The organism is Variovorax sp. J2L1-78 (assembly GCF_030317205.1).
Lineage (GTDB): Bacteria > Pseudomonadota > Gammaproteobacteria > Burkholderiales > Burkholderiaceae_C > Variovorax > Variovorax arabinosiphilus.
Window position 1 is genome coordinate 595,487 of sequence record NZ_JASZYB010000003.1, and the last position, 15,627, is coordinate 611,113.

At 67.7% G+C, this 15,627-nt stretch carries 16 protein-coding genes; 8 read left to right on the forward strand and 8 right to left on the reverse strand.

The window, feature by feature from the left end:
• Positions 1-90: 90 nt before the first annotated feature.
• From QTH86_RS21290 to QTH86_RS21315, 6 genes are all read left to right on the forward strand, one after another.
• The gene (locus QTH86_RS21290) at positions 91-990 is read left to right on the forward strand and encodes an amino acid ABC transporter substrate-binding protein (RefSeq protein ID WP_286648146.1); all 900 of its coding nucleotides are present in this window, start codon (positions 91-93) and stop codon (positions 988-990) included.
• 105 nt (positions 991-1,095) lie between these two features.
• On the forward strand, positions 1,096-1,827 hold the full coding sequence (locus QTH86_RS21295; protein ID WP_444814013.1) for an amino acid ABC transporter permease: 732 nt from the start codon (positions 1,096-1,098) through the stop codon (positions 1,825-1,827).
• A gap of 1 nt (position 1,828) precedes the next feature.
• On the forward strand, positions 1,829-2,497 hold the full coding sequence (locus QTH86_RS21300; protein ID WP_286648147.1) for an amino acid ABC transporter permease: 669 nt from the start codon (positions 1,829-1,831) through the stop codon (positions 2,495-2,497).
• A gap of 25 nt (positions 2,498-2,522) precedes the next feature.
• Complete coding sequence (locus QTH86_RS21305; protein WP_286648148.1) at positions 2,523-3,260, forward strand: amino acid ABC transporter ATP-binding protein; 738 nt, start codon at positions 2,523-2,525, stop codon at positions 3,258-3,260.
• Positions 3,261-3,589: 329 nt separating this feature from the next.
• Complete coding sequence (locus tag QTH86_RS21310) at positions 3,590-4,003, forward strand: GreA/GreB family elongation factor (protein ID WP_286648149.1); 414 nt, start codon at positions 3,590-3,592, stop codon at positions 4,001-4,003.
• Positions 4,004-4,037: 34 nt separating this feature from the next.
• A complete protein-coding gene (locus QTH86_RS21315; RefSeq protein ID WP_286648150.1) occupies positions 4,038-4,478 on the forward strand; it encodes a GNAT family N-acetyltransferase in 441 nt (146 codons plus the stop codon).
• Between the two features lie 12 nt (positions 4,479-4,490).
• On the opposite strand, the gene QTH86_RS21320 is transcribed toward QTH86_RS21315, so the two are convergent.
• The 3 genes from QTH86_RS21320 to QTH86_RS21330 form a co-directional block, all read right to left on the reverse strand.
• Positions 4,491-5,522 carry a DctP family TRAP transporter solute-binding subunit gene (locus QTH86_RS21320; RefSeq protein ID WP_286648151.1) on the reverse strand — a complete coding sequence of 344 codons (1,032 nt, stop codon included), beginning with the start codon at positions 5,520-5,522 and terminating at the stop codon, positions 4,491-4,493.
• A 325-nt stretch (positions 5,523-5,847) separates the two neighbouring features.
• Positions 5,848-7,146 (reverse strand): TRAP transporter large permease, encoded by a 1,299-nt coding sequence (locus QTH86_RS21325; RefSeq protein ID WP_286648152.1) that lies wholly within the window; start codon positions 7,144-7,146, stop codon positions 5,848-5,850.
• Positions 7,143-7,697, reverse strand: a complete 555-nt coding sequence (locus QTH86_RS21330) for a TRAP transporter small permease (protein WP_286648153.1) — start codon at positions 7,695-7,697, stop codon at positions 7,143-7,145. The genes QTH86_RS21325 and QTH86_RS21330 overlap by 4 nt, the downstream gene beginning before the upstream one ends.
• A gap of 273 nt (positions 7,698-7,970) precedes the next feature.
• Between QTH86_RS21330 and QTH86_RS21335 the strand changes: the two genes are divergently transcribed.
• Together QTH86_RS21335 and QTH86_RS21340 are read left to right on the forward strand one after the other, a co-directional pair.
• The gene (locus QTH86_RS21335; RefSeq protein ID WP_286648154.1) at positions 7,971-9,452 is read left to right on the forward strand and encodes an EAL domain-containing protein; all 1,482 of its coding nucleotides are present in this window, start codon (positions 7,971-7,973) and stop codon (positions 9,450-9,452) included.
• A gap of 11 nt (positions 9,453-9,463) precedes the next feature.
• Positions 9,464-10,225 (forward strand): Crp/Fnr family transcriptional regulator, encoded by a 762-nt coding sequence (locus QTH86_RS21340; RefSeq protein WP_286648155.1) that lies wholly within the window; start codon positions 9,464-9,466, stop codon positions 10,223-10,225.
• On the opposite strand, the gene QTH86_RS21345 is transcribed toward QTH86_RS21340, so the two are convergent.
• The 5 genes from QTH86_RS21345 to QTH86_RS21365 form a co-directional block, all read right to left on the reverse strand.
• Positions 10,222-11,406, reverse strand: coding sequence for an amidase (locus QTH86_RS21345; RefSeq protein ID WP_286648156.1), 1,185 nt, complete (start codon positions 11,404-11,406; stop codon positions 10,222-10,224). The genes QTH86_RS21340 and QTH86_RS21345 overlap by 4 nt on opposite strands.
• Before the next feature lie 185 nt (positions 11,407-11,591).
• A complete protein-coding gene (locus tag QTH86_RS21350; protein ID WP_286648157.1) occupies positions 11,592-12,584 on the reverse strand; it encodes an ABC transporter ATP-binding protein in 993 nt (330 codons plus the stop codon).
• Entirely contained in the window at positions 12,577-13,671 is a 1,095-nt protein-coding gene (locus QTH86_RS21355; protein WP_444814015.1) for an ABC transporter ATP-binding protein, read from the reverse strand. Before QTH86_RS21355 ends, QTH86_RS21350 begins: the two co-directional genes overlap by 8 nt.
• Positions 13,668-14,570, reverse strand: a complete 903-nt coding sequence (locus QTH86_RS21360; RefSeq protein ID WP_286648159.1) for an ABC transporter permease — start codon at positions 14,568-14,570, stop codon at positions 13,668-13,670. The genes QTH86_RS21355 and QTH86_RS21360 overlap by 4 nt, the downstream gene beginning before the upstream one ends.
• 3 nt (positions 14,571-14,573) lie before the next feature.
• Positions 14,574-15,527 (reverse strand): ABC transporter permease, encoded by a 954-nt coding sequence (locus QTH86_RS21365; RefSeq protein WP_286648160.1) that lies wholly within the window; start codon positions 15,525-15,527, stop codon positions 14,574-14,576.
• Between the last annotated feature and the right edge of the window lie 100 nt (positions 15,528-15,627).

The window sequence follows — 15,627 nt, forward strand, 5'->3', positions numbered from 1 at the left end:
GCGATGCACCGGGTTGGCACGGGTGGTTCTTCCAACGTGAATGCCTAGAATTTCGTCATGTCCCCATCAGTCAACTCAGGAGTTTTCCGTATGAAAAAGCAAGTACTGGCACTGTCGATCCTGGCACTCGCCGCCGGCGGCGCATTCGCGCAAGCCAACGACACCCTGGCCAAGATCAAGGCCTCGGGCGTCATCACCGAAGGCGTTCGCGAGTCGTCGGGCCTGTCGTACACCCTGGGCAATGGCCAGTACACCGGCTTCCATTACGACATCTGCGCGAACATCATCAAGGACCTGGAAAAGGCGGCGGGCAAGAAGCTCGAGACCAAGTACCAGCCGGTGACCTCGCAGAACCGCATTCCGCTGGTGCAGAACGGCACCGTCGACATCGAGTGCGGCTCGACCACCAACAACGCGACCCGCCAGAAGGACGTGGCCTTCGCCGTCACGACCTACGTGGAAGAAGTGCGCATTGCAGTCAAGGCGAACTCGGGCATCACCAGCATCAAGGATCTGAACGGCAAGACCGTGGCGACGACCACCGGCACCACCTCGGTGCAGACGCTGCGCAAGAACGAACGCGCTGGCGGCATCGACTTCAAGGAGCTGTACGGCAAGGACCACTCCGACAGCTTCCTGCTGCTCGAATCGGGCCGTGCCGACGCCTTCGTGATGGACGGTTCCATCCTGGCCTCGAACATCGCCAAGTCCAAGTCGCCGGCCGACTACAAGATCGTCGGCGAAGTCCTGAGCGTCGAGCCGATCGCCATCATGATCCGCAAGGACGACCCGGCCTTCAAGAAGGCCGTGGACGACAGCATCAAGGCGCAGATCAAGTCGGGTGAACTGAACAAGCTGTGGGACAAGTGGTTCCTGCAACCGATCCCGCCAGCCAACGTGAAGATCGGCCTGGCCCTGTCGGACGCGACCAAGGACGCCTGGGCGAACCCGAACGACAAGCCGATGGAAGACTACGCGGCCAAGAAGTAATTCAACGCCGGTCATGACGCCAACGCCCGCCACTTCCGGCGGGCGTTTGTTTTCGCGATCGGCCCGACAACGGCATAACAACAGTCGACGAGAAGGAGAAACCCGATGGGATCGAACTGGGATTGGCAGGTCTTCATGCAAGACCCGGGCGGGAAATTCCCGACCTATTGGCAATGGATGCTTTCGGCCTGGGGCTGGACGCTGTCGGTGGCACTGCTGGCGCTGATCGTGGCGCTGGTGCTCGGCTCGCTGATCGGCATCATCCGCACGTTGCCCGACAGCCCATGGCTGACGCGCCTGGGCAATGCCTGGGTCGAACTGTTCCGCAACATTCCGCTGCTGGTGCAGATCTTCCTCTGGTACCACGTCATCCCGGCGCTGATTCCCGTGATGAAGGGCGTGCCGAGTTTCGTGCTGGTGGTGCTGGCACTGGGCTTCTTCACCTCGGCGCGGATCGCCGAGCAGGTGCGCTCCGGCATCCAGGCGCTGCCCAAGGGCCAGCGCTACGCCGGCATGGCGGTGGGCTTCACCACCTTCCAGTACTACCGCTACGTGATCCTGCCGATGGCCTACCGGATCATCATTCCGCCGCTCACCAGCGAGACCATGAACATCTTCAAGAACTCGTCGGTCGCCTTCGCCGTGTCGGTGAGCGAACTCACGATGTTCTTCATCCAGTCGAGCGAAGAAACGTCGCGACCCATCGAGATGTTCCTCGCGGTCACGGCGCTCTACATCGTCTCGGCCTTCGCGATCAACCGCGTGATGGCGTTCATCGAGAAGAAGACACGCGTGCCGGGCTTCATCGTCTCGGCCAGCGGTGGCGGAGGACACTGACATGACCGCTCTCGATTTTTCGTTCTACAACTGGGACGTCATCAGCAAGTTCGTCCTGAACGGCCTGTACTTCAGCGTCATCCTGACGGTGGTCGCCACGCTCGGCGGCATCGTCTTCGGCACGATCCTCGCGCTGATGCGGCTGTCGGGCAAGAAGTGGCTCGATGCGCCCGCGGCCATCTACGTCAACGGCATGCGCAGCATCCCGCTGGTGATGGTGATCCTGGGCTTCTTCCTGCTGGTGCCCTTCGTCATCGGCCGGCCGATCGGTGCCGAGGGCTCCGCGGTGATCACCTTCATCGCCTTCGAGGCGGCCTACTTCAGCGAGATCATGCGGGCGGGCATCCAGTCGATCCCGCGCGGCCAGGTCTTCGCTGGCATGGCGGTGGGCATGACCTACGGCCAGAACATGAAGCTGGTGATCCTGCCGCAGGCCTTCCGCAACATGCTGCCGGTGCTGCTCACGCAGACCATCATCCTGTTTCAGGACACCTCCCTGGTCTACGCCATCGGCGCCTACGACCTGCTGAAGGGTCTGGAAACCGCCGGCAAGAACTACGGCCGCCCGATCGAGGCCTACCTCTTGGCCGCCGTCGTCTATTTCGTGATGTGCTACACGCTGTCCTATTTCGTGAAGCGCCTGCACAAGAAGATCGCCATCATTCGCTGACCGGAGAGAAAAAATGTCCGAAAACATGATTCAAATCAAAAATGTTTCCAAGTGGTATGGCCCGGTCCAGGTGCTCAACGACTGCTCGGTGAACATCGCCAAGGGCGACGTCGTCGTGGTCTGCGGCCCCTCGGGCTCGGGCAAATCGACGCTCATCAAGACGGTGAACGCGCTCGAGCCTTTCCAGAAGGGCGAGATCACGGTCAACGGCATCCCGCTGCACGACCCGAAGACCAACCTGCCCAAGCTGCGCTCCAAGGTCGGCATGGTGTTCCAGCACTTCGAGCTGTTCCCGCACCTGTCGGTGACCGAGAACCTCACGATCGCGCAGATCAAGGTGCTGGGTCGCAGCGCGGACGAGGCCAAGACCCGTGGCCTGAAGATGCTCGACCGTGTGGGCCTGATGGCGCACAAGGACAAGTTCCCCGGTCAGCTGTCCGGCGGCCAGCAGCAGCGCGTGGCGATCGCCCGTGCGCTGTCGATGGACCCCATCGTCATGCTGTTCGACGAGCCCACCTCGGCGCTCGACCCGGAAATGGTCGGCGAAGTGCTCGACGTGATGGTGGCATTGGCCAAGGAAGGCATGACCATGATGGTCGTGACGCACGAGATGGCCTTCGCCCGCAAGGTCGCGAGCCGCGTGATCTTCATCGACGTCGGCGGCCGCATCCTGGAAGACTGCCCGAAGGACGAGTTCTTCAGCCATCCGGAAAACCGCCAGCCGCGCACCAAGGATTTCCTGAACAAGATCCTGCAGCACTGACCCGCTGCACCCCGAACCACAAGCCCCGCCCTGCGGGGCTTTGTTTTTGGCGAACCCGCATGGTCCGCAGGTGTATGCGTGCCGACGGCGCCAGACCGGCCTACCATGGTGCCATGCGCTCTTTCGCGTCCTCCCACGTCTGCGTTCTCGCGGAGCGGCTTCTCGCAAGCCGGTCTGCGATGCGCCAGCGCGCGGAGCTTCGCCGCATGCCGGGTCGACGTGCTGCTGCACGTTCCTGAGCCCGGCGATCCCTTTCCTCCTTTTCCTCGCGCCACTGGATCACCGGGCACCCGCTGTCCCGGCGCTCGTCTTTTCCAGGAGCGTTCCCCATGACCCCCGATTCCATCGCCGTGCTTGCCACGCGCACCCTCACCGAACTCGACCACGCCCGGCTCGCCAAGTACGCCGATGGCCTGCCGGCCAGTGCCATCCAGAGCGTGCTCGACAACGCCGAACTCGTCGCGCCCAGCGAGATCGGGGCCGACGTCGTTACGATGCGCTCGCGCGTGCAGGTCGTCGAGCCCGCGGGTGAGCGCCAGCGGCGCACGCTGACGCTGAGCTACCCGTCGGACGCCGATCCGGCCACCGGCTGCATCTCGGTCCTGTCGCCGGTCGGCACCGCGCTGCTCGGGCTGCGGGTGGGCGACGTCGCGAACTGGGTGGCGCCCGACGGCTCGGGCGGGCAGCTGCAGATCGCCGCCATCGCCTACCAGCCGGAAGCCAGCGGCGAACACCTGCTGTAGATCGACCCGGCGCGAGCGCCTCGAGGAAGAAGCCATGAACCCACCCACCCTCCGGCCCATGACGATGGCCGACTACGACGGCGTGATCGCCTTGATGCACCAGACGCCCGGCGTGTCGGTGCGCGAGGCCGATTCGAGGGAGGCGATCCAGCGCTACCTGCTGCGCAACCCGGGCCTGAGCTTCGTCGCCGAAGACGGCGCCGCGCTGGTCGGCTGCATCATGTCCGGCCACGACGGCCGCCGCGGCTACCTGCAGCATCTGCTGGTGGTGCCGGCCTACCGAGAGCGCGGCGTGGCCTCGGCACTCATCGAGGCCTGCCTGGCCGGACTCGAAGCGATCGGCATCCTGAAGAGCCACATCGACGTGCTCGCCACGAACGAGACAGGACAGCGCTTCTGGGCGCGACGCGGCTGGATTCTCCGCACCGACCTGCGCCGCTATTCGTTCGTGCAGTCGGGCGGCGACAACGTCTGATAGGGCGCCGGGCTACTTGCGCGCCGCGATCGCCTTCTCGGCCTTCTCGACCAGCGCGTTGCCCACCGTCGGCTTCCACTTCGCGTAGACCGCGCGCGTGGCCTTCACGAAGGCTTCGCGTTCGGCCGGCGACAGCTGCGTCACGGTCACGCCCATGCCGGCGATGTCCTTGAGCACCGGCTTGTCGGCCTCGACCAAGCCCTTGCGCGCGATGGCGATCTCCTGCTTGCCGGCGTCGATGGCGGCCTGCTTCACGATGGCCTGGTCGGCGGGCGTCCACGAGGCCCAGATCTCCTTGTTGACCACGAAGATCAGCGGGTCGGCGACGTAGCCCCAGGTGGTCACGAACTTCTGGCCGACGTTCTGCATCTTCAACACGGTGAAGAGGAACAGCGGGTTCTCCTGCCCGTCGACCGCGCCGCTCGCCAGCGCAGGCTGCGCGTCGGCCCAGCTCATCTGCGTCGGGTTGGCGCCGAGCGCGGTGAAGAGGTCGGCGAAGAGCGGCGAACCGACCACGCGGATCTTCATGCCTTTCAAGTCGTCGGGCGACTTGATGGCGCGCTTCGAATTGGTGATCTCGCGGTAGCCGTTCTCGCCCCAGGCGAGCGGCACGACGCCGGCCTTGTCGATCACGCCGAACAATTCCTTGCCGACCTCGCCCTGCGTGAGCGCATCGATGGCGGCGTAGTCGGGCATCAGGAAGGGCATCGAGAACAGGTTGAGCTGCTTGACCTGCGGCGACCAGTTGATGGTCGAACCCACGGCCATGTCGATCACGCCCTGGCGCAGCGCGCTGAACTCGCGTGTCTGGTCACCCTGGATGAGCGACACGCCCGGGTACAGCTTGATGTTGATGCGGCCCTGGGTGCGCTCCTTCACGAGGTCGGCCCAGATCTTCCCGGCCTGGCCCCAGGGCGTCGGCGGGCCGAGCACGAGGGACATCTTGTATTCGGCCTTGTAGGCGGCCTGCGCCATGGCGCCGGTGGTGAAGCCAAGGGCGGTTGCTGCCAGCGCGAGGCCGAGCAGGGTGCGGCGGAATTTCATGTAAGTCTCCTATTTGTTTTCGAACACGAACTACACGTTGAACATTTGGGGGCGCGTGCGCAGGCCACCGGGTACTCCCCTTCGCGAATGTCCCCCGCCTGCGGCTCCTCCTTTATTTCGCTGCGGGGAGCACCCGATACCCTGCGCACGTGGGCACGTTGTGGGCAGGCTGCCGCCGGCGATCACCACCGGCGCGTCCGGATCGCGTCGATGGTGTGCTCTGCGCAGCGAAATAAAGGAGGAGGCCGCAGGCCGGGGGACATTCGCGGAGCAGAGTACGCCGTCGGCGTGATCCCGCCCCAACCACTGGCTGCTCGGCTGCATCTCAATACCCCAGCTTGTTCGGCAGCCACAGCGCCAACTGCGGCCACGCGATGACGGCGACCATCACCAGGAACATCGCGAACAGCATCCACCCGACCCAGCGCACGGTCTCTTCCATGCGCACGTTGGCGATGCGGCACGACACCATCAGGTTGACGGCCAGCGGCGGCGTGAACTGGCCCAGCGCCACCTTCAGCGTGAGGATCACGCCGAACCAGACCGGATCCCATTTGTAGAACTGCACGATGGGCCAGAGCAGCGGCACGAAGATCAGGAAGATCGACACGCCGTCGAGGAACATGCCCACGGTGATCAGCATGACGATCAGCAGCGCCAGCACGCCGTATTCGCCCAGGCCCGAGTTGGTGATGGCCTTGGCCACCGGGTCGATCACGCCAAGCGTCGACAGCGAGTAGGCGAAGATGCCCGCGAGCGACACCACCAGCAGGATCACGGCCGACAGCTCGCCCGCCTCGCGCAGGATGACGAAGAGGTCGCGCACCTGGATCGTCCGGTAGATCACCATGCCCACGAAGAGCCCGTAGAACACCGCGACCACCGCCGCCTCGGTCGGCGTGAACCAGCCCGCGCGCATGCCGCCGAGGATCAGCACCGGCGCGGCCAGGCCCCAGGTGGCTTCGCGGAAGCTCTTCCAGAACGCCGGCCGCGGCATGCTGGCCTCGAGCGCGCCCATCTTGTGCTTGCGCGCCATCCATACGGCCGGAATGATGAGGGCCAAGCCGGCCAGGATGCCCGGGATCATGCCGGCGGCGAACAATGCCGGCACCGACGCGCCCGGCACCAGCACCGAGTACACGATGAAGGCGACCGAGGGCGGGATCAGGATGTCGGTGGCCGCTGCCGCGCCGACCACGCTGGCCGAGAAGGCGGGCGGGTAGCCGGCGCGGGACATCGCCGCGATCATCACGGCGCCCACCGCGGCCGCATTCGCCGGGCCCGAACCCGAGATGCCGCCGAGGAACATCGCCACCAGGATGGCGACCATCGGCAGCATGCCCGGCCCGCGGCCGACGATGGCCACCGCGAAGTTGACCAGCCGCAGCGCGACGCCGGAGCGGTCGAAGATCGAGCCGACCAGCACGAACATCGGGATCGCCAGCAGCGGGTACTTGCCCAGGCCCGCATAGAAGTTCTGCGGCACGGCCAGGAGCCCGAACCATTGCGCATCGGCGTTGGCGAGCGCGATGCAGGCCGCGCCGGCCAGGCCCAGCGCCGCGCCGATCGGCACGCCGACCAGCATCAGCACGACGAAGGCGACGAACAGCAGCGTCGCGATCATTCGGCGCCTCGGTCGTCGCGGCGGCCACGGCGGATGAAGAGCCCGACGGCCCGCAGCGCGATCGCGGTCGACACGACCGGCAGCCAGATCGAATACCACCAGGCCGGCACCCCGATGCCCGGCGAGGTCTCGTCGAAGCGGTAGTCGTCCCACACCATGCGCACGCTGAGCCCGGCGATCAGAAAGAAGAGGGCCGCCACCAGCACCGCGCCGAACTGCGACAGGCGCTTGCGCCGCGCCATCGAGCCGCTCTCGGAGAAGTACTCGATGCGGATGTGCCGGTCGCGCGCCACCGCGGCCGAGCCGGCGACCATGGCCAGCAGGATCATCAGGAAGACCGAGAACTCCTCGGTCCAGGCGAAGGACGAGTCGGTGAAGTAGCGCACCAGCACGTTGGCGAAGGTGATGCAGGCCAGCAGGCCCATGATGATCACCGTGGCCCAGTCCTCGATGGCCAGTGGCACCTGGGCCGGTTCGTCGGCGGCTTCGATCTGCGGGGGGAGGGGGCTGGCGGCGTCCAGCGTGGGGCCGGACTCGGGAGGGGTGGACATCGGTGCTGTGTGGAACGTAGGAGCGCCGCCGACGCGGATGCCGGGAGTACGCAGCCCGGCGCCCGGGGTGCGCGGATCGTAGTCAATACGGCCCCCGGCTCCATCGGGGGTTTCCTTAGCCGCGCTCCGCCGGCCGTGCTGGCCGGTCGCATCACGGCATAGATGGATCGGTTTGTGATCCGCCCCACAAAGTGCCCAAGAACGGCGATGCGTCGCGGTCGACGAGTTCCTACCATGGGCCTGCGACGACAACACCACACAAGGGATGATGTGATGCAGACCTGTTCACTCGAGACATTGACGGAGGTACCGGCGCCGCCGGCCTCGGTCGATGCCTTCCTGCGCGCCCTGGGGCGGCCGCTGCGCAGCCTGTGGCCGTGGACGGCCGCGGCGTGCGATCGGCTCCGGCGCAGCGCGGCCGCCCCGGCGCGCGCGCACCGGCGCCCGGACGGTTGGGGCCGCACGCTGTCGCGCCGGCAGACCTGCGCCTTCGTCTTCATCGGCAACCTCCCGCACCTGGACGAAGCCTTCGGCGCCGAGTTCGCCGCCGCGACCAGCCGCGAGGTGGCGCGCCGGCTGATCGCCTTCGTCGGCGCAAGGGCCGGCGACCGGGTGTTGACGCTGCGCGACGACTGCTTCCTCATCTGGTCCGAGCGCGGCACGCTGCCCCTCGCCTCCACCGATGCGTCGCCGATGAACGCGGACCTCGAGCAGTTGCTGTGTGCCGTCGCCGGCGAGGCGGTCCGCTTCCAGGCGATGGCCGCGCTGGCGCGGCTCCACGTCGGCTGGATCGACGTCCCCGATCCGCGCACCATGGACGCCGCCGAGACCGACCTGGTGCTGTGGGCGGCGCAGCCTGCCCCCGACTTCCAGGAGCTCCCGTCCAAGAACTGGCGCGCCCGCTACCGTGCGGACATGGAGACGGCGGTGGCGGTGCTCGAGGCCGCACGGGCCGGCCGCATGCAGATGCGCTGGCAGCCGGTCATCGACGCGTATGCGTCGGCCGACACGCTCTATCGCGAAGGCTGCGTGCACCTTCTTCCAGCCCCCGGCCGATCCGACGCGCCAGTCGCGCTCGGCAGCGTCCTGCCCTGCCTGGAAAGGCTCCAGCTGACGCGCGAACTCGACCGCATGGCGGCGAACCAGATTCTCGATGCCCTGCGTCGCAGCCCCGAGGCCGGCATGAGCCTGAACATCTCCGCGAACAGCGCGCGGCTGGACCATTGGTGGGCCACGGCGTTTCATGCCCTCGCGCAGGAGCCGCAGGTGGCACGCCGCCTGGTGGTCGAGGTCGGCTGGGCCGGCGCGCAGTGGCAGGACGCGGAGGCGATGCGCGACTTCTGCCGCAGGCTGGCCGTCTGCGGATGCCGGATCGCGATCGACCACTTCGCCGCGAGCGCGGCCAGCCTGGGCGTGCTGCAGGCGTGCAAGCCCGACATCGTGAAACTGGAAGCGCAGTTCATCCGGCGGGCCGGCGAAAGCCAGTTCGGCTTCGACAGCCTGAAGCACGCGCTGGCGCTCTGCGCCAACCTCGCACCCTGCACGGTCGTGGAGGGCGTGGACCGGGCCGAGGACCTGGGTGTCGCGCTGCGCGCCGGTGCACGGTGGATGCAGGGCTACTACCTGGGCGGTCCGCGGGCGGCCCTGCCGACGTCGGCACCCACGAACGCCGCCGCACCCATGACCCACGGGGGCGGCGGCTGCTACCCTCGTCGAGCGCAAGCCGAAGCGAAAGGGAGTCCGACACCAGCCTGACCGGAGAGCCCATGTACCTTCATCCCCTTTTCACGCCACTGTCGCAGGCAGATCGCGATGCACTCCGGGATGCGACCGAACTGCTCACCTACAAGCGGAACCAGTTGGTAAGGGCGGCGGGTGAACCGTGCCAGCAGGTGTATTGCGTTGCCACCGGCCTGCTTCGCGTCGCCCGGCACAGCCGCGAGAGCAGCGAGGAGGTGACGACCGACTTCATCCAGCGCAGCGATTTCTTCCTGCCGCCGTCGTGGGCCGGGGACACGTTCGAGTGTCCCGCGACCCTCGTCGCGGCGCTGCCTTGCGTCATCTATGCGGCGCCCGTGAAGCACCTGCGCGCCCTGTGCACGAAATATCCCGGGCTGGCGCTGGGCCTGCTCGAACTCGAGGCCCGGCGCATCGGCATGCTGCGCACGCAACTGCGCCGGGTGACGACCTCCTCCGCCACGAAGATCGTGGGGCGCGTGCTGCACGAACTGACGCAATGGGCGCCGGCCGAGCGCGGCGGCTACGACAAGCGCATCACCCAGACCATCATCGCGTCGTACTCGGGCATCTCGCGCGAGATGGTCAACAAGACCATGAAGGACATGGAGAGCCGCGGGCTGGTGACCAAGGACGCGCAGGGCATCCATGTGCCGGCGAGCTTCGCATCGACAGACTTCGATGCCGTGCTGCTCGACCACGATCCCGTCACCGAGGCGGCCCACCCCGGGCCAGGCGAAGCGATGCTCGACCTGCCGCCGATGAAGCAAAACTACCCGCAGAATTCCTAGCGATCGCCGATGCGTTCCGCCAGCGCGACCAGCGAGCGGTCCGATCCCGCCGGGCCGAGCAGCGAGATGCCCAGCGGCGCGCCGTCGCGATCTGCCAGCGGCATCGACAGTTGCGGGAAGCCGCTGAGCCCGGCCACGCACAGCATGCGGATCGAATCGTTGCGGTAATCCTCGAGCGTGCTCTCGGCCGCGCTGCGCAGCGGTGCGATGTCGGGCATCGTCGGCATCAGCAGCACGCCGTCGTCGCCGAGCAGCGCCGACAGCTTCTCGCGGAAGGCGATGCGGAAGGTGCGCGCGGTGTTCACCTGGGCATCGGTCACGTCGCGCGACCAGGCGAAGCGCTCGGCCACGCCGGGTCCCAGCGGCGGCGCGAAGCGCTCGATCATCGGGCCGTCGGTGAGCCACGATTCGCGGCCCTGGATGTAGCGGAAGTTCCAGTACATCGCGTCCCACGAATCGAGCGCGATCTGTGCGACCGGTGCCGCCTTGCCCAGCACCGACTGGATGCGGTCCGCCGGTGCCGCCAGCGCCTCTGTCACCGGTGCGCTGAGCATCGCCCACACGTCCTGTGGCCAGAGCAGGCGCACCGCCGTGGGCAGCGGCTTCGGGTCGGTGCCCAACAGCACGTCGGCCACGCGCGCGAAGGTGCCGACGTCGCGTGCGAACCAGCCGCAGGTGTCGAGGCTGGGCGCCAGGTCGAGCACCCGTTCGAGGCTGATGCGGCCGTGCGTCGGGCGCAGTCCGTAGAGCTTGCAGTGGTTGGCCGGTGCGCGCACCGAGCCGCCGGTGTCGCTGCCCAGCGCAAAATCGCACAGGCCGGACGACACGGCCGACGCCGAGCCCGACGACGAACCCCCGGTGATGCGGTCCTTGGCGGCGCCGTTGATCGGCGCGCCGAAGTGCGCGTTGTTGCCGGTCATCGAGAAGGCCAGCTCGTCGGTGACGGTCTTGCCGACGAAATGCGCGCCGGCGTCGAGCAGCGCCTGCACCGCGGGCGCGGTCTGCGTCTTGATGCCCGACATCGCCAGCACGAAGGGGCTGCCGCCGCCGGTCGGGTAGCCGGCCACGTCGAACAGGTCCTTCGCAGCGAAGCGCAGGTCGGCCAGCGGGCCGGTGGCGGCGCTCTTCACGGGCACGTTGGGGTAGGGGACGAAGGCGTGGGCGGGGTCGTGCAGGTGCATGGTCGGAGATCCTATGTTCAGTCGGGCGATATCAGTTTTTCATGGCGCTGCAACCCGCGCGCAGCCGACGAAACCGGCGCGGCCAAGTGCCGGGGATACCGCGGAACCGGCTTTGCCGGGCCGCTGGTATCGCCCCCTTGAGGGGGAGGCGGCGACACGCAGTGCGCCGCTTCGGGGGGGGTTCATCAGACGGGTGCGATGGCGGCCGCAGCGTCTGTGCGGATGCAGCGCGCATGATGCCCCGGCGACACCTCCACCGCCGGCGGCTGCGCCGCGCGGCAGGCCTCGGTGGCCAGCGTGCAGCGCGCGGCGAAGGCGCAGCCCGGCGGCAGCGCCGACAGGTCGGGCGGCGAGCCGCCGATGGTCTCGAGCCGCGTGCCGCGCGTCATCGCGCCGTGCGCGCGGCTCTTGAGCAGTGCGATGGTGTAGGGGTGGCGCGGCGCGAGGATCAGGTCGCGCGCCGTGCCTTCCTCGACGATGCGCCCGGCATACATCACGGCGATGCGGTCGGCCACCTCGACGGCCGCGCCGATGTCGTGCGTCACGAAGATCACCGACAGCCCGAGGTCGCGCTGCAGCTCGCGCAGCAGCAGGAGGATCTGGATCTGCACCGTGGCGTCGAGCGCGGTCGTGGGCTCGTCGGCCAGCAGCACCTTGGGGTTGCAGGCCAGCGCCAGCGCGATCATCGCGCGCTGCCGCATGCCGCCGGACATCTCGTGCGGGTAGGCCGTGAGGCGCCGCTCGGGGCTCGGGATGCGCACCTTCTCGAACAGCGCCAGGGCGCGCGCGCGGGCGTCGGCCTGGCTCACGCCCTCGTGGCGGCGGATGGCTTCGATGATCTGCGCGCCGACCGTGTAGACCGGGTCGAGCGCCAGCAGCGGCTCCTGGAAGATCATCGCGACCTCCTTGCCGCGCAGGTCCGCCAGCGTGCGCGGGTTCATGCCGAGCACGTTCTTGCCGTTGACCGCGAGCGTGCCGGTGATGCGCGTGTTGCGCTCGGGGTGCAGCCGCATCACGGTGCGCAGCGTCACGCTCTTGCCCGAGCCCGATTCGCCGATCAGTGCCACCACCTCGCCCTGGCGCAGTTGCAGGTCGACGCCGTTGACGGCCTCGATGCGCTTGCCCGGCGCGTGGAACTCGACGCGCAGGTCCTTCAGTTCGACCGCGAACTCAGACATGGGCCACCTCCGTGGGTGTGTCGGCGAGGTCCGGGAAATCGGGCGGCGGCACGTAGCCCGAGCCCGGCTGCCAGCGCAGGCAGGCCGCACCGTGGCCCGCGGCGGTCTCGATGAAGTCCGGTTGCGTCTGGCTGCACACCGCTTGCGCGAAGGCGCAGCGCGTGTGGAAGCGGCAGCCCGAGGGCGGGTCGATCGGGTTGGGCGGATCGCCCGAGAGCGGCGCCTCGGTCGTGCGCTGCATCGGGTCGCCGCTGGGCATCGAGCGCAGCAGCGCGCGCGTGTAGGGGTGGCGCGGCGCGTCGAACACCTGCGTCGCGGTGCCCACCTCGACCACCTGGCCGAGGTACATCACCAGCACGCGGTCCGACATGTACCGCACCACATGCAGGTCGTGGCTGATGAAGAGGTAGGTCAGGCCGAAGTCGCGCTTGAGGTCTTCGAGCAGGTTGAGCACCTGCGCCTCGACCGACTTGTCGAGCGCCGACACGGCTTCGTCGAGGATCACCAGGCGCGGCTCGAGCGCCAGGGCGCGCGCGATGTTCACGCGCTGGCGCTGGCCGCCCGACAGCTCGTGCGGGTAGCGCCCCGCGAAGCGCGCGGGCTCCAGGCCGACACGCGCGAGCAGGTCGTGCGCACGGTTGAGCGCATCGCGCGACGACACGCCGTGCACCGTCGGCCCGAAGGCGACCGAGTCCTCGATCGTCATGCGTGGATTGAGCGACGAATAGCTGTCCTGGAACACCATCTGCGTCTGGCGGCGGAAGTCGCGCAGCGGCAGCTCGCGTGCGCCGACGGTGGCGCCGTCGAACACCAGTTCGCCGCTGTCCTGCACGATGAGCTGCATCAGGAGGCGTGCGGTGGTCGACTTGCCGCAGCCCGATTCGCCGACCACGCCGAGCGTCTCGCCCTTGCGGATCTCGAAGCTCACGCCATCGACGGCGCGCACTGCCGACTTGGGGCCGAAGCCCAGGCCGCTGCGCTTGAGGGGGAAGTGTTTTTTCAGGGCCTGCACGCGCATCAGCGGCTGGCGGGGACCGCCGATGTCGCGCGGGTCGACGGCCGCGGTGGTGGTGGTCATGTCGTTCATTGCTTCACCTCCATCGCCGTGCGCAGGCCGTCGGCCAGCATGTTGAAGGACACGGAGGTGACGAAGATCAGCACGCCGGGCAGCGCGGCGATCAGCGGCTGGCTGTAGATGGCGGTGCGCAGCGTGTTGAGCATCAGGCCCCACTCGGGCTGCGGCGGCTTCACGCCCAGACCCAGGAAGGACAGGCCCGAGGCCAGGATCATCGACACCGAGATCAGGCTGGTCGCGTACACGAAGATCGGCCCGATCACGTTGCCGAAGACATGCCGCCGCACGATGGTGAGGGCCGGTGCGCCCGACGCGCGGGCCGCATCGACGTAGTCGCTGCGCCGCACCTGCGTGGTCACGCTCTCGGCGATGCGCGCGATCTGCGGCACGAACACCACCGTCAGCGAAATCAGTGCGTTGGTGATGCCCGCACCCAGTGCGCCCGACAGCGCGATGGCCAGCAGCACCGACGGGAAAGCGTAGAGCACGTCGATGCAACGCATGATGACCGTGTTGACCTTGCCCCCCGCGTAGCCCGCGAGGATGCCCAGCGCACTGCCGATCACGAAGGCCATGATCACCGGTGCGATGCCCATGAAGAGCGACAGCCGCCCACCGAGCATCAGGCGCGACAGCAGGTCGCGGCCCAATTCGTCGGTGCCCAGCAAATAGTCCGGCGTGCCCACCGGCCGCAGCCGCTTGAACATCGAGGTGGCGAAGGGGTCGGCCGGCATGAGCCATGGCGCGAAGATGGCCACGAGGATCAGCAGCAGGATCACGGCTGCGGCGGTCATGGCGACCGGGTTGCGCACCAGGCGGCGCATGACGTTGGCGCCGTGGCTGCGCGAGCGCACGGCCTGGAGGGGAGCCGACGGCGCCGGGCCGGCGGCAGAGGTGAGGGTGGCGGACATCGTTCAGGCCCTTTCGATGCGTGGGTCGAACATGGTTTGCAGCACGTCGACGATCAGGTTCAGCCCGACGAAGAACAGCGCCAGCACCAGGATTGTTCCCTGCAGCAGCGGCAGGTCGCGCTGGAAGATGGCCTGGTTCAGCAGGAAGCCGGTGCCCGGCCACGAGAACACGGTCTCGATCAGGATCGAGCCGCCCAGCAGGTAGCCCAGTTGCAGGCCCATCACGGCCAGGGCGGTCGGTGCGCAGTTCTTCACCACGTGCTTGAACACGCCGAAGTCGCCGAGCCCGCGGGCGCGCAGGCCGATCACGAACTCCTGCGACAGGATGTCGGCCACCAGCGCGCGCACCGTGCGCGCGACGATGCCCATGGGGATGAACGACATGGTGACCGCGGGCAGGATCAGGTACTTGACGTGTTCCGCGTCCCACTTCCACAGGCCCGAACCGTCGGGCCCGGCGCCGGTGGCAGGCAGCCACATGAGCTTGGCCGAGAAGATGATGACCAGCACCATGCCGAGCCAGTAGTGCGGCAGGCTCACGCCGATCACCGAGATGAAGGAGGCCGCACGGTCCATCCACGAGTTGCGGAAGTAGCCGGCGACGAAACCGAAAAGCGAGCCGAAGGCGAAGCCGATCAGCGTGGCCAGGGCGGCCAGCATGAAGGTGTTGCCCACGGCCTTGAAGACTTCCTGGGTCACCGGCCGCGCGGTGGCGATGGAGGTGCCCAGGTCGCCGTGCAGCGCGCGCCAGATCCACTGCGCGAACTGCACGGGCCAGGGCCGGTCGAAGCCATAGAGCTTCATCATCTGCTGCTGCAGATCGACCGAGGCATCGGCCGGCAGGATCGACACCAGCGGGTCGCCCGGCGCGATGTGCACCAGCATGAAGCACAGGAAGGACACGCCCAGCATGATGGGCAGGGCGTAGCCGATGCGGCGCAATAGATAACTGATCATGTGGGCGCGCTTTTTATTCAGAGGCCGTCTCTAAGGGACGGCCTTCATTCCAGGAACACCGCGGAACCGGCTTTGCCGGGCCGCTGGTGTTGCCCCCGGT

Coding starts and splice junctions, on each gene's coding strand:
- QTH86_RS21325 (WP_286648152.1), bottom strand. CDS start 7,146: ATGATCGCGACGCTGCTGTTCGTCGCCTTCGTCGTGCTGATGCTGGTC.
- QTH86_RS21350 (WP_286648157.1), bottom strand. CDS start 12,584: ATGTCTGAGTTCGCGGTCGAACTGAAGGACCTGCGCGTCGAGTTCCAC.
- QTH86_RS21315 (WP_286648150.1), top strand. CDS start 4,038: ATGAACCCACCCACCCTCCGGCCCATGACGATGGCCGACTACGACGGC.
- QTH86_RS21335 (WP_286648154.1), top strand. CDS start 7,971: ATGCAGACCTGTTCACTCGAGACATTGACGGAGGTACCGGCGCCGCCG.
- QTH86_RS21310 (WP_286648149.1), top strand. CDS start 3,590: ATGACCCCCGATTCCATCGCCGTGCTTGCCACGCGCACCCTCACCGAA.
- QTH86_RS21345 (WP_286648156.1), bottom strand. CDS start 11,406: ATGCACCTGCACGACCCCGCCCACGCCTTCGTCCCCTACCCCAACGTG.
- QTH86_RS21355 (WP_444814015.1), bottom strand. CDS start 13,671: ATGAACGACATGACCACCACCACCGCGGCCGTCGACCCGCGCGACATC.
- QTH86_RS21320 (WP_286648151.1), bottom strand. CDS start 5,522: ATGAAATTCCGCCGCACCCTGCTCGGCCTCGCGCTGGCAGCAACCGCC.
- QTH86_RS21295 (WP_444814013.1), top strand. CDS start 1,096: ATGGGATCGAACTGGGATTGGCAGGTCTTCATGCAAGACCCGGGCGGG.
- QTH86_RS21340 (WP_286648155.1), top strand. CDS start 9,464: ATGTACCTTCATCCCCTTTTCACGCCACTGTCGCAGGCAGATCGCGAT.
- QTH86_RS21365 (WP_286648160.1), bottom strand. CDS start 15,527: ATGATCAGTTATCTATTGCGCCGCATCGGCTACGCCCTGCCCATCATG.
- QTH86_RS21360 (WP_286648159.1), bottom strand. CDS start 14,570: ATGTCCGCCACCCTCACCTCTGCCGCCGGCCCGGCGCCGTCGGCTCCC.
- QTH86_RS21305 (WP_286648148.1), top strand. CDS start 2,523: ATGATTCAAATCAAAAATGTTTCCAAGTGGTATGGCCCGGTCCAGGTG.
- QTH86_RS21300 (WP_286648147.1), top strand. CDS start 1,829: ATGACCGCTCTCGATTTTTCGTTCTACAACTGGGACGTCATCAGCAAG.
- QTH86_RS21290 (WP_286648146.1), top strand. CDS start 91: ATGAAAAAGCAAGTACTGGCACTGTCGATCCTGGCACTCGCCGCCGGC.
- QTH86_RS21330 (WP_286648153.1), bottom strand. CDS start 7,697: ATGTCCACCCCTCCCGAGTCCGGCCCCACGCTGGACGCCGCCAGCCCC.